Below are 11,420 nucleotides of genomic sequence, written 5' to 3'. Positions count from 1 at the left end.
TTATGTCCAAAAAGCCTTATAATAACAGTATTTGTGGTGTCTTTATGACCCGACTCTAACCGAAATCAAACGTTTCGAGTCTCCTTTTCCCGGGTTTTGGGGTATATCCGAGGTGCATCAAATTTTATATTGAAGCGTATCGGGAAATGTGGGAGGATGAAAACAAATGACTATTCGGCGGAATATATCTAAGATAAGTGACAGTTACAATGCTTGAGAAAGTTTGTGATAATATTACAGGAGGAGCAATGGGAAAAATAATTAAGGATACAATTCATGTGAATGGGATAGATATTGGTATTTATACACAGGATTTTGAAAATGAATTTATTTCATTGACGGATATTGCACGATATAAGAGCGATGATCCAACGGCGGTTATTCAAAACTGAATGAGAAATCGGGATGTTATAGAATTTTTGGGATTATGGGAAAGACTTCATAATCCAGATTTTAAACCCCTCGAATTCGAGGGGTTTAGAAAACAGGCAGGGGCAAATGCATTTACAATGTCACCAAAGAAGTGGATAGAAGCAACGGACGCTATTGGTATTGTTTCAAAGTCGGGACGTTATGGTGGTACGTATGCCCATAGTGATATTGCTATGTCTTTTGCAACTTGGATTTCTCCTGAATTTCAGTTATATATTATGAAGGATTACAGGAGATTAAAGACGGATGAGAATAGTCGGTTATCTCTAAATTGGAACTTAAACAGGGAAATTTCCAAGTTAAATTACAGGATACATACGGATGCCATTAAGGACAATTTGATTCCAGCAGAATTAACCCCTGCGCAGATAGCCTATGCATATGCTAATGAGGCAGATATGTTAAATGTGGTTCTGTTTGGAAAAACAGCGAAACAATGGAAAGATGAAAATCCAACCGTAAAAGGAAATATGCGGGATGTGGCAACGTTGAATCAATTACTTGTGCTTGCGAATTTGGAAAGTTATAATGCGGTATTGATTAATCAGGGAAAGATTCAGAAAGAGCGGATGAGATTGTTGCGCCAATTAGCAGTACAACAGCTACAGACGTTGGAGGCAGTAAGCTTGAATAATCTTCCCCAATTAACAGAACGGACATAATTGTAAAAGTTGTATTGTGTGATAATGTAATGAGAAGGTTCTAAGATTGCTGATAATGTAGCGACATCTTTATCAAAGTCTGTTATCAATAAACGACAGCTGAGGGAAAACGCCTTGATGACATGGTGGACAGTATCAAGGAGCATGGGATTCTCATTCCGGCAATCATTAAAGAGAATCTGACTGAAAGAGAAGCGTATGTGTATGTGATAGAAACCAATATGTTGCAGAGGTCTTTTGATGATCTTTTTCTATCGCAGAAGGCAGCAGTATTGGCAGAGAGATATGAGAAAGTCATGTGTCAGGGCAGAAGAAATGACATTCTGGAAGAGATTGCAATGCTGAATGGTGTGGACGTATCAGAGACTTGTGGACATCGTGTCCACAGGTTTCCGTATTCTGTTCCGTGGGGAGATTTACAGCATTCTTTTCGTAGACCACATGAATTATAAAAAGATATCTTTGAAATTCCGATGTGAGAAAGCGAGGCGGTAAGGATGGCATCTACGATAAATATCAATGACATGGCAGATGTGATCATGCAAGGACTGACAGAATTTGCGAGCTTGCCATGGATGATATGAAAGAAGCTGTGAAACATACAAGTACCACAGTCCGTAAGGAGATAAAGGCAAATACAGATTCTGCTTGCATACCATCGCTTTGCAGAAGGGGAGTCACCGGAACAGCCATTTCTCTGGATGCGAATGGAGAACTGGAAAACTTCTATGCGGATGGTATTGCCTACTATGAATTATTCTGCTTTATTTCATAAAGCCATTGCATATTTCGTGTTATCTGTGTATACTATAGTTAGTAGATAGGCTATATGCTTGTCATGTGGACTGACACATAAAATCCGAAATTCATTCCGGACTTCGGGTGCCGGACAGTTGGCTGGCAACGGAAAAACCAGCATTGCTTATCGGACTTCGGGTGCCGATCAGTTGGCGGACAACAGAAAAATCAGTCACTAAAGGAAGGTGTCATCTGCTACGGCAGAAGAACCTTCCTTTTAAATTTGTCAAAATACTTTCACATAAGGATTAATAAGATGAACAAATCAGAAGCAATCAGCATCATCAGCAATTGTGCTGATACATATAAAAAATTCTTGGATGGAAAACAAGTTGTTTTCGTATACCGTGATGAAAACAACCACTCAAACTTTACAGAGGTGAAATTCCGTTCCTACAACTTTTTACATTTTACAGGTGTAACCCTTAGAAAAGGATTAACTGCTAATGACTTCTATCGTTATGCATGAAACAAACGATTAAGTGAGCGTGATTTTTCGTTCAAAAACAACCACACATCGGACCCCGCTTAGAGATTTATACCGAAAAGGTTACCGGCACTACCACTGCGTGTCTCGGTCTGATTGAAAAAGGTGACTGCTATATTCCAAATAGTGTATTAAGTGAAGACCTTGCGGCAAAGATGCCCATGGTGAAAGCCAGGAAGCAGACTGCCATCCCTTCGGTCTGGACCCATGAAGAACTGAAACGGCTGGTCGGGGCCTGCAGGTGGCGGGCGGCTCCTATGAGACGATCCCGATGGAGGTATTTGAAATATCGGAGGCGAACAGGAAAGCGAAGTGCCTGGAGATCAAGGCGTATTACACGCTGGATCTGGATGACGGGCTGACGATGAATCTGGGCGTGAATCTGCTGCAGTTCGGTCTGGAAGAGACAAGGCGGCAGCTTTGCGAGAATATCCTGGCTGACCTGTGATTTGGTTTTAAAAGGCGTGATGACGCTGGAACTGACGGATAAGAATACCGGGGCGATGGAGACCGCCACGGAGGAGAATATGATCACCGAGACGGTGAACGACATCTTGGGCTTAAATCCCATGGGGATCTTTTACGCCGCCACAGGGGAGTATGACGAGGCCCTGCTCTGGAACGGGAACCTGCTCCACATTTGCCCCAACATGATCCTGCTCTTTTCTGAAGCGTTGGCGGAGGATGAGGAACTGCTGTATGAGAGTACGGACAACCTGCCGGTTGCCTACGCTTCTAATGACGTGAATTCCACGGCCAACCTAGTACTCCATCCAGTCAGGAATTGAACTAATGGACTGTCTGGTTCGCATCAGTGCTAGGCAAAAGTTCGACGGCGATGTGGGCGCATCGGCTAGAACTTTTAACGACGCAATGGTGCGGAACAGGCAGTTCAGGAGTTCAATTTCTGGCCGGATGGAGTACTAGCCAGGGGGAGCCTGAACCTGACGGAGAGCATGGCCATCTCCAATGGATATTCATGGGTGGAAGGTTGACCTTGGCGATCCTGTTGGCTGTGGCGGAGATCGAGCGGGAGAATATCCAGATCCAGGATGCAGAAGGTGCTGCAGGGCGGATGGGCAGGCGGCCCGATCCGTACAGATACCGGAGCAGGGATGGGGAACTGATGATAGAACCTTCAGAAGCATAGGTCACCTGCCTGACCTATGAAAAGTACCTGGAACCGCAGATGAAATCTAAACAAATAGCGGTCAACAATGTTGTAATAACTATGTATATCTGCTATTATAAAAACTGATAGTTTATAGATGGTGTTGAAATTTCAAGGAGATCAGATGAATACACTGAAAAGCGAAAAATATATCAGTTTGGATGAAGCGGCAGAGCATCTGGGAATTAAACATGCTACGTTGAGAAGCTGGCAAAGAGACCCCCAAAATGAAGTTCCTGCGCATAAGATTGGATGTTTTTAGAAATTTAAGTGTTCTGAGATTGATGAATGAGTAAGTTGCGGAATGACTGAGTTGGGGTGGGTTTAATGGCAAAGATGATTGACAAAGAACCCAAGTATGAGGGCGAGAAGAAGGTTTGGCACGACTTTTACAAGAATCTTCCGTCTGACTGGGGTGTTTATAATACAAGAAGTATCAATGGGCGCAAATATGATTTTTGCGTGATTTCTCCCAATATGGGGCTTTTTTTGTTGAAGTCAAAGGGCGGAATCCGGATGGGATATTGAATGTTATAAATGCAAATACAATTTTTTTGTCTGGAGCGGAGAATCCAGAAGACAGTCCTCGTGGTCAAGCCAGAGGCTATTGGTTTGATTTGCGGAAGAAAATTCAGCGAGAATTGGGAATGAATCTGTTGGTGATGAGCTTCGTATGCTACCCGTTTATATCTGAGAGTGAATATTTTGCAAAAGCTCCGCAAACTGGAACAGGCCCGTGATCTATGGAAAACGACTGCGGAAGTGACCGGACAGCCGATCAAGGAAATTCATACCGGAAAGGATATATCAGCAGAGGATTTATCTATAGATCACTTTGTGCCGAGATCCTACATTTCAAATGATGAACTATGGAACCTGATACCGATGCGCAAATCGTTGAATTCCAGCAAGAACAATAAGCTTCCACCCCTGGGAAACGTTTTTCCTTCCGTTTGCAAAATATCAATTTTACCTGTACGGATTGATTTTCACCCAGGATGCAGACAGACGGTCACAGGTATTGATCAGGAAATTTGAAAATTGCAGAAAAAATAATCTGAATGCGATTTGTGCTTCTGAGAAGCTCTATATAGGCGGGAATACAGAAACTCAATTTATTAAGTAAAATGGTAGTTGTATTTGACGAGATATGTATACGTTCTTTTTTGAGTAATGCGCATTTTCTCTGATTTGTTTCATATTTAATATTAGTTATAAAAGGATACATTTGCGACATGAAAGAATAAAGATTAAAATCATTATCTAAAGAGTTTTTTAAATGGATTAATGCTTCTAATCGTGGTTTGACCATTTCTCCATATTGTGCTGCTTTTCGAATTTGCTCGAAATCTATTTTCCCTTCAAGAATTCGAACTATGATTTTAGCAGATGTATAGTTAGGAATAGAGATATCTTTCAAGTAATGAAAAACAGCCAGATGTGGATAGTCTTTAAAGAAATGTGAGATTAATCGGATGCAAATTTTTTCCCAGCTCCGAAGAACCTATTCGGTTTGAGGTTATGGGAACAATATGAGGAGATGCAATTGTATGAAAGAAGATAAAACAATTCGCTATTACAATTTAAACGCAAGGGAATTTGCGCTGGGAACTGTATCAGTGGATTTTGAATTTACGCAGAAAAAGTTTACGGACAGGTTGCCGAAGAATGCGGCAATTCTTGATTTTGGATGCGGCTCGGGACGCGATACAAAATATTTTTTATCACAAGGATACCGGGTAGACGCGGTAGATGGTTCCGCCGAATTATGCAAATTGGCAAGTGAATATACAGGAATTGAAGTCAAACACGCATTTTTTAACGAGTTGGAACAGACCGAACAGTATGATGGCATTTGGGCTTGTTCTTCCATATTGCATTTGCCCTTAGATGAACTGAAAGAAGTCATGCGTAAAATGGTGATTGCATTAAAAAACAATGGAACTATTTATACTTCTTTCAAATATGGAACGTTTGAAGGCGAAAGAAACGGACGCTATTTCACGGATATGACGGAAGCAACATTTGCGGGGTTTATAAAACAGATAGAAAATGTAACGATAGAGGAACAGTGGATTTCATTAGATGTACGGCCAGAACGAGGGGATGAAAAATGGCTCAATTTAATTCTGCGGAAAAAATAGACAGCAGCAATGAACCGGTGATTGTGTCAACCAATGTAATGACTGGCGACAGAGACCGAAGCCGATATTTATACTACCAGCTTAAAATGAGTATGTCAAAAGCGAAGGGAATTGATATCATTGTTTCTTTTCTTATGGAATCTGGCATCAGAATGATTTTGAATGATATCAGGCAAGCTTTGGACAAGGGGGCTTCCGTGCGGATTTTGACAGGGAATTATTTAGGAATCACACAGCCGTCTGCGCTTTACCTGATAAAGAAAGAATTTGGTAACCGCATAGATTTACGATTTTACAATGATAAAGAGCGGTCGTTTCATCCCAAGGCATATATTTTCCATTATAAAGATACAAGTGAAATTTACATAGGCTCTTCCAATATTTCAAAAAGCGCATTGACATCAGGAATTGAATGGAATTACCGCTTTAGCAGTATTGCGGATCATAAAAATTATCAGTTATTTTATCATACATTTGAGGATTTATTTTTTAACCACTCAATCATTATAGACAATGAGGAATTGCGCAGATATTCAAAAAACTGGCATAAACCGGCTGTATCGAAAGATCTGGCAAAATATGATAATCTGGAAGATGACATTGATACAAACATTCAGGTATTGTTTCAACCGAGAGGGGCACAGATTGAGGCATTATATGCATTGGAAGACAGCAGAGCTGAAGGGGCGGCAAAAGGTCTTGTTCAGGCAGCTACCGGAGTTGGCAAAACATATCTTGCGGCTTTCGATTCTGTAAAATACAGCAGAGTATTATTTGTGGCGCACAGGGAGGAAATCCTAAAGCAGGCCGCAGTTTCATTTAAGAACGTGCGGCGTTCGGATGACTATGGATTTTTTTATGGGAAGCGGAAAGATACCGATAAATCGGTGATTTTCGCATCTGTTGCGACATTGGGACGGGCAGAGTATTTAAAACAGGAATATTTCCCAAAGGATTATTTTGACTATATTGTCATTGATGAATTTCATCATGCGGTAAATGAACAATATAGAAAAATTGTAAATTATTTCACGCCAAAGTTTATGCTTGGACTCACGGCAACGCCTGAGCGTATGGATGGGAAAAATATTTATGAAATCTGCGATTACAATGTTCCATATGAAATTTCATTAAAAGAGGCAATCAACAAAGGAATGCTGGTGCCGTTTCATTATTATGGCGTCTATGATGATACGGACTACTCCAAACTGCATTTGGTAAAAGGCAGATATGACGAGAGGGAACTGACGGAAATATATAGAAATAACGGCAGGCGATATGAATTAATTTATAAGCATTATATGAAATGTCGTTCCAAGAGAGCGTTGGGATTTTGCTGTTCCCGGCAGCATGCGGAAGAAATGGCAGCGGAATTTTGCGGCAGAGGAATTGCGTCAGTGGCCGTATACAGTCATTCTGATGGTGAATTTTCAGAGGATAGGGAAAAAGCCATTCAAAAGCTGAAAAAGCAGGAAGTGAACGTGATATTTTCCGTAGATATGTTTAATGAAGGAGTGGATATTGCTTCGGTGGATCTAGTGATGTTTCTCAGACCTACGGAGTCGCCTGTTGTGTTTCTGCAGCAATTAGGACGCGGACTCCGTATTTATGCGGGGAAAGAATATCTAAATGTTCTGGACTTTATTGGAAATTATGAAAAAGCAGGAAAAACGCCTCTGCTGCTTGGTGGAGAAAAATCATTTCGTGAAAAAAGAGCCGGTGACTATCATGATATAGAGTATCCGGATGATTGTATTGTTGACTTTGATGTACGGCTGATCGACTTATTTAAAGAACTGGATAAGAAGTCGCTGACAGTAAGAGAACGGATCAGACAGGAATATGATTGCGTAAAAGAGTTATTAGACGGGAAAATTCCTACCAGAATGGATTTATTTACTTATATGGAACATGAGGTATATCAGTGCTGCATAAGGCATACGAAGGAAAATCCATTCAGACATTATTTAGAGTATTTGCATAGCTTAAACGAATTATCTGACGAGGAAGAGGCTCTATACGCAGGAATCGGTAAAGAGTTTTTAACATTAATTGAAACTACGGACATGACGAAAATCTATAAAATGCCTATTTTGTATACATTTTATAATCATGGAAATGTTTTGTTGGAGATTACAGAGGATCAGGTTCTTGCGTGTTGGAAAGATTTTTTTGACAGAAATAAAAACTGGAGGGATTTTTCTGACAGAATCACATATGAGGAATACAAAAACATGACAGATAAACAGCATTTGGCAAAAGCAAAGACAATGCCGATAAAGTTTTTAAAGGCATCGGGAAAAGGATTTTTTATTGATAAAGAGGGATATGCTTTGGCAATAAGGGAGGATTTGAGGGCAGTTGTAAAAAATGATGCTTTCTGTGAGCATATGAAAGATATATTGGAGTATCGGACGATGGATTATTACCGCAGGCGGTACAAAGGAGAGTAGAGCAAAATATTACCAGAGATGATTTGTTTGAGGAAGGGACAGAATGAAATCGAAGAATATGAAAGAATGGAAAAATGTAACTGACAGCTTTTCGGAGGAGCAAAGGCATTACAAGAATACATATATGGAAATATGCGAGGTATATGATGAAGTTGTAGAAGTAAGCCTTTTTTCATCCAAGACAGATCCATATGAAATCTATTTTTCCTATGGTATCATGTATGGTATTATTTACGTGGAGAAGGAGGATGCAGATGCAAAGCGTGAGGAAATAAAAATAGAACTTCAGGCAGAATATCAAAAAAGCAGGGAGCCCTCCGATGAATTTGTTACTTCATTTGTGAAAAAGCATCATGTGTGTTTTCCAAATGATATCGTTTTTGATACAGATGCATTTTTTGATGCATTTTTATAATTCATGCGAGGAAAGAGATGAAAATACAATGCTGCGATACGTCCATACCAATCTGATCGCAAGGGATTGTCAAAAGTTAATTTCCTTTTATAAAAAAGTATTCCACTGCAGGAGCATCGGGGAAACCCTATACAAAATGGGAGAATCAGAAGATTTGCAGCCGCAATATCCTGTAGAAATATCTGCTGATGGAAAGATAGATGGAAGATTTGTATTTTGGAACCGCTCTTTGAATCATAAAAATGGAAGCACTACAATAAAAGACGCAAAATAGATGATGGATATTTCCAGAGATTATCAGAGCAGATTACGTGCAGGCGACCCGGAGTTGGTGCTGCCTGTAATTGCATATTATGGTACGGGGCGTTTATGTGATTACCACACAGAACAAATTGCTGAAAAAATAGGGTTAAAAGAGCCAAGAACTAAAATTGTGGTGTATAAGCCAAAAAATGCTTATGGAGGAAATGAAAAATGGTTGAACCTTCAAAAAGGGACTGGAAATTATATAGGGGAAAAATTGTCGGATGGCAGGAACATTACATGGAAAAACTGATAAAGGAATATGCCGACTATTTGTGCAGCGACCTATCGGCATCCACCAAGTTTTGGGAGATAGAGAAAAGGATTAGGAAAGACAGAAAAAGACCGGGTGTGTGTACTGAGTTAAGAAAATCCAGTATGTTTTGGGACATTGCCGGACTGATTAATGACAAAGTTATTTCGATGGATGATCTGGAAGAATTTAGTGATGACTTAAAAGAAGCGGTTGCGTTGATTTTGAGGAGATGAAAAACCTGCATACTTATTTTGATAGTATCAGATCTGTGTTGGACGAGAAAAAGTTCAGCCACCGGATTCTGATGGAATATGAGGAACTTAGTTCCGGGAATATGGTAAAAGAACATCAGAAAGATTACAAAAGATTTTTTATTGTCAGAGAGGCACCTAAGCGTGGAAGGAAGGTTGAATACAATCAGGAGGCCATAGACATCCACAGGAAGAACAGTATCGGTTGGTTTGTATTTGCTACAAACGATATCAAAGATCCCGTGAGGGCACTTGAAATATACCGGATGAAGGATGCCATCGAAAAACATTATCATGACCTGAAAAATGACCTGGATATGAAAAGGCTGCGTATAAATTTCGTCAGCGGCAATGGACGGCCGGCTGTTTATCCAATATATTGCCCTGATACTTTCTTCGCAGATCAAAAACGTCATGAACGAGGCTGGATGGTTTAAAAGCCATAATATTCAGGAAATCATAGATGAGATGAAATCCCTGCGGGTAGTTTCTATTGAAGGAAAACGCAAGCGGATTTATACAACGATGACATCTTTTCAGAAAGAAATCGTGGAACTCTTTGATCCGTCTTTGGTAAAATAAGGAACCTTGCAAGAGCAAGGACCTGATAAGCGTTTTCTTTCAGCTCCGAAGAACCTATTCGGTTTGAGGTTATCGCATAACCCAAGGTTTGGCTCCGCAACCGGCTGCATGCCGACACAATCAATTGCTTCATAACCAACGATAGCTGATCTTGTCGCTATCCTCTATAAAGATTATAGCACAAAACAGATTCAAGTGATACAAAATATTTTATATCACAGGGATACCGGGTAGATGCAGTAGATGGTTCCGCCGAATTATGCAAATTGGCAAGTGAATATACTGGAATTGAAGTCAAGCACGCATTTTTTAACGAGCTGGAACAGGTCGAACAGTATGACGGTATTTGGGCGTGTTCTTCATATTGCATTTGCCCTTAGATGAACTGAAAGATGTTATGCATAAAATGGTGAATGCATTAAAAGACAATGGGATTATTTATACTTCTTTCAAATATGGAATGTTTGCAGGCGAAAGAAACGGACGCTATTTCACGGATATGACGGAAGATACATTTGTAGGTTTCATAAAACAGATAGAAAATATAACGATAGAGGAACAGTGGATTTCATTAGATGCACGCCTAAAACGAGAGGATGAAAAATGGCTCAATTTAATTCTGCGGAAAAAATAGACAGCAGTAATGAACCGGTGATCATGTCAACCGATGTAATGACCGGTGACAGAGACCGAAGCCGATTTTTATACTACCAGCTTAAAATGAGTATGTCAAAGGCGAAAGGAATCGATATCATTGTTTCGCAAAAACAATGCCGATAAAGTTTTTAAAGGCATTGGGAAAAGGATTTTTACTGAAACTATGAGCGCATATTTCAGGCAGAGAACCAGGAGGAAACTTTTTGAAGAATTTTACAAGATCAGACTTGACATTTTCTCTGTGCGGATTGAATTGCGGACTGTGTACCCTGCGGCTGGGAGGGCATTGCCCGGGATGCGGAGGAGGAGAAGGAAACCAGTCCTGCAAAATAGCAAGATGCAGCCTGCAGCACCAAAAGCCGGAGTATTGCAGTCAGTGCCAGGAATTTCCCTGTGAAATATATAAGGACATAGATGTGTTTGACTCGTTTATCACTCATCAAAATCGGAGGAAGGATCTGGAGAGACAGCAGAAGATCGGCGCGGAAGCGTACCGGGCAGAGCAGGAAGAGAAAATACATATTTTGGATTGGCTGCTGAAAAATTGCAATGACGGGCGAAAAAAGACGTTTTACTGCCTGGCCGTGAATCTGCTGGAGCTGGAAGAGATTAAAAAAGTGACGGAGCAGGCCAGGTCGGATGAAAAATTCCAGGAGATGACGATAAAAGAAAAAGCTGCCTGCCTGGCCGGGCAATTTCAGAAAGCGGCAGACCGGCGGGGCATTTTATTGAAATTGAGAAAGAAAAAGTAATGGAAAAGGCGGATGTTTTTGTTGTGATAAATACTGCGAAAAGTAAAGGATATCATC

18 protein-coding genes and 2 pseudogenes are annotated in these 11,420 nt (G+C 40.5%); 19 read left to right on the top strand and 1 reads right to left on the bottom strand.

Annotated elements, in window-relative coordinates; genetic code table 11:
- The first annotated feature begins 248 nt into the window (after positions 1–248).
- The 10 genes and pseudogenes from ACTOY7_RS09285 (at position 249) to ACTOY7_RS09240 (ending at position 4,588) form a co-directional block, all read left to right on the top strand.
- Positions 249–1,094: pseudogene (locus ACTOY7_RS09285) on the top strand (KilA-N domain-containing protein).
- A gap of 122 nt (positions 1,095–1,216) precedes the next feature.
- Positions 1,217–1,546, top strand: coding sequence for a ParB N-terminal domain-containing protein (locus tag ACTOY7_RS09280; protein ID WP_482672203.1), 330 nt, complete (start codon positions 1,217–1,219; stop codon positions 1,544–1,546).
- Entirely contained in the window at positions 1,509–1,589 is an 81-nt protein-coding gene (locus ACTOY7_RS09275) for a hypothetical protein (RefSeq protein ID WP_482672467.1), read from the top strand. Before ACTOY7_RS09280 ends, ACTOY7_RS09275 begins: the two co-directional genes overlap by 38 nt.
- 559 nt (positions 1,590–2,148) lie before the next feature.
- Positions 2,149–2,361 (top strand): PBECR4 domain-containing protein, encoded by a 213-nt coding sequence (locus ACTOY7_RS09270; RefSeq protein ID WP_289773634.1) that lies wholly within the window; start codon positions 2,149–2,151, stop codon positions 2,359–2,361.
- A gap of 289 nt (positions 2,362–2,650) precedes the next feature.
- Entirely contained in the window at positions 2,651–2,827 is a 177-nt protein-coding gene (locus ACTOY7_RS09265; protein WP_482672204.1) for a hypothetical protein, read from the top strand.
- Between the two features lies 1 nt (position 2,828).
- Positions 2,829–3,167 (top strand): hypothetical protein, encoded by a 339-nt coding sequence (locus ACTOY7_RS09260; protein WP_482672198.1) that lies wholly within the window; start codon positions 2,829–2,831, stop codon positions 3,165–3,167.
- A gap of 209 nt (positions 3,168–3,376) precedes the next feature.
- The gene (locus ACTOY7_RS09255) at positions 3,377–3,529 is read left to right on the top strand and encodes a hypothetical protein (protein ID WP_160282531.1); all 153 of its coding nucleotides are present in this window, start codon (positions 3,377–3,379) and stop codon (positions 3,527–3,529) included.
- Positions 3,530–3,674: 145 nt separating this feature from the next.
- The gene (locus ACTOY7_RS09250) at positions 3,675–3,812 is read left to right on the top strand and encodes a hypothetical protein (RefSeq protein ID WP_482672199.1); all 138 of its coding nucleotides are present in this window, start codon (positions 3,675–3,677) and stop codon (positions 3,810–3,812) included.
- A gap of 65 nt (positions 3,813–3,877) precedes the next feature.
- On the top strand, positions 3,878–4,078 hold the full coding sequence (locus tag ACTOY7_RS09245) for a hypothetical protein (protein ID WP_302134442.1): 201 nt from the start codon (positions 3,878–3,880) through the stop codon (positions 4,076–4,078).
- A 168-nt stretch (positions 4,079–4,246) separates the two neighbouring features.
- Positions 4,247–4,588: an HNH endonuclease domain-containing protein gene (locus ACTOY7_RS09240; protein ID WP_482672466.1), complete on the top strand. Its 342-nt coding sequence runs from the start codon at positions 4,247–4,249 to the stop codon at positions 4,586–4,588.
- On the opposite strand, the gene ACTOY7_RS09235 is transcribed toward ACTOY7_RS09240, so the two are convergent.
- Positions 4,563–4,970, bottom strand: coding sequence for a PBECR4 domain-containing protein (locus tag ACTOY7_RS09235; RefSeq protein ID WP_482672200.1), 408 nt, complete (start codon positions 4,968–4,970; stop codon positions 4,563–4,565). The genes ACTOY7_RS09240 and ACTOY7_RS09235 overlap by 26 nt on opposite strands.
- 112 nt (positions 4,971–5,082) lie before the next feature.
- Here ACTOY7_RS09235 and ACTOY7_RS09230 point away from each other — a divergent pair, with 112 nt between their 5' ends.
- The 9 genes and pseudogenes from ACTOY7_RS09230 (at position 5,083) to ACTOY7_RS09190 (ending at position 11,363) form a co-directional block, all read left to right on the top strand.
- A complete protein-coding gene (locus tag ACTOY7_RS09230; protein ID WP_302134440.1) occupies positions 5,083–5,694 on the top strand; it encodes a class I SAM-dependent methyltransferase in 612 nt (203 codons plus the stop codon).
- Positions 5,664–8,147 carry a DEAD/DEAH box helicase family protein gene (locus ACTOY7_RS09225; protein ID WP_482672201.1) on the top strand — a complete coding sequence of 828 codons (2,484 nt, stop codon included), beginning with the start codon at positions 5,664–5,666 and terminating at the stop codon, positions 8,145–8,147. Before ACTOY7_RS09230 ends, ACTOY7_RS09225 begins: the two co-directional genes overlap by 31 nt.
- Before the next feature lie 43 nt (positions 8,148–8,190).
- A complete protein-coding gene (locus tag ACTOY7_RS09220) occupies positions 8,191–8,562 on the top strand; it encodes a hypothetical protein (protein WP_482670742.1) in 372 nt (123 codons plus the stop codon).
- A gap of 136 nt (positions 8,563–8,698) precedes the next feature.
- Complete coding sequence (locus tag ACTOY7_RS09215) at positions 8,699–8,836, top strand: hypothetical protein (protein ID WP_482670741.1); 138 nt, start codon at positions 8,699–8,701, stop codon at positions 8,834–8,836.
- Positions 8,837–9,118: a hypothetical protein gene (locus tag ACTOY7_RS09210; RefSeq protein WP_482670740.1), complete on the top strand. Its 282-nt coding sequence runs from the start codon at positions 8,837–8,839 to the stop codon at positions 9,116–9,118. It begins immediately after the preceding gene.
- Positions 9,106–9,354 carry a multidrug transporter gene (locus tag ACTOY7_RS09205; RefSeq protein WP_482670739.1) on the top strand — a complete coding sequence of 83 codons (249 nt, stop codon included), beginning with the start codon at positions 9,106–9,108 and terminating at the stop codon, positions 9,352–9,354. Before ACTOY7_RS09210 ends, ACTOY7_RS09205 begins: the two co-directional genes overlap by 13 nt.
- Before the next feature lie 5 nt (positions 9,355–9,359).
- Positions 9,360–9,954 (top strand): annotated as a pseudogene (locus tag ACTOY7_RS09200) (IS1634 family transposase); the annotation flags it as partial.
- A 406-nt stretch (positions 9,955–10,360) separates the two neighbouring features.
- Positions 10,361–10,588 carry a hypothetical protein gene (locus tag ACTOY7_RS09195; protein ID WP_482670738.1) on the top strand — a complete coding sequence of 76 codons (228 nt, stop codon included), beginning with the start codon at positions 10,361–10,363 and terminating at the stop codon, positions 10,586–10,588.
- Between the two features lie 226 nt (positions 10,589–10,814).
- On the top strand, positions 10,815–11,363 hold the full coding sequence (locus ACTOY7_RS09190) for a DUF3795 domain-containing protein (protein WP_482670737.1): 549 nt from the start codon (positions 10,815–10,817) through the stop codon (positions 11,361–11,363).
- Positions 11,364–11,420 lie beyond the last annotated feature (57 nt).

This window comes from Schaedlerella sp. (assembly GCF_056796775.1).
The sequence above is the reverse complement of the archived record's forward strand: the minus strand, read 5'-3'. Positions and strand labels throughout refer to the sequence as shown.

What these genes read in the sequence shown, in the direction of transcription:
- ACTOY7_RS09250 (WP_482672199.1), top strand. Translation starts at nt 3,675, where the DNA reads ATGAATACACTGAAAAGCGAAAAATATATCAGTTTGGATGAAGCGGCA.
- ACTOY7_RS09210 (WP_482670740.1), top strand. Translation starts at nt 8,837, where the DNA reads ATGATGGATATTTCCAGAGATTATCAGAGCAGATTACGTGCAGGCGAC.
- ACTOY7_RS09245 (WP_302134442.1), top strand. Translation starts at nt 3,878, where the DNA reads ATGGCAAAGATGATTGACAAAGAACCCAAGTATGAGGGCGAGAAGAAG.
- ACTOY7_RS09280 (WP_482672203.1), top strand. Translation starts at nt 1,217, where the DNA reads ATGGTGGACAGTATCAAGGAGCATGGGATTCTCATTCCGGCAATCATT.
- ACTOY7_RS09215 (WP_482670741.1), top strand. Translation starts at nt 8,699, where the DNA reads ATGGGAGAATCAGAAGATTTGCAGCCGCAATATCCTGTAGAAATATCT.
- ACTOY7_RS09225 (WP_482672201.1), top strand. Translation starts at nt 5,664, where the DNA reads ATGGCTCAATTTAATTCTGCGGAAAAAATAGACAGCAGCAATGAACCG.
- ACTOY7_RS09270 (WP_289773634.1), top strand. Translation starts at nt 2,149, where the DNA reads ATGAACAAATCAGAAGCAATCAGCATCATCAGCAATTGTGCTGATACA.
- ACTOY7_RS09220 (WP_482670742.1), top strand. Translation starts at nt 8,191, where the DNA reads ATGAAATCGAAGAATATGAAAGAATGGAAAAATGTAACTGACAGCTTT.
- ACTOY7_RS09265 (WP_482672204.1), top strand. Translation starts at nt 2,651, where the DNA reads ATGGAGGTATTTGAAATATCGGAGGCGAACAGGAAAGCGAAGTGCCTG.
- ACTOY7_RS09205 (WP_482670739.1), top strand. Translation starts at nt 9,106, where the DNA reads ATGGAAAAACTGATAAAGGAATATGCCGACTATTTGTGCAGCGACCTA.
- ACTOY7_RS09230 (WP_302134440.1), top strand. Translation starts at nt 5,083, where the DNA reads ATGAGGAGATGCAATTGTATGAAAGAAGATAAAACAATTCGCTATTAC.
- ACTOY7_RS09195 (WP_482670738.1), top strand. Translation starts at nt 10,361, where the DNA reads ATGGTGAATGCATTAAAAGACAATGGGATTATTTATACTTCTTTCAAA.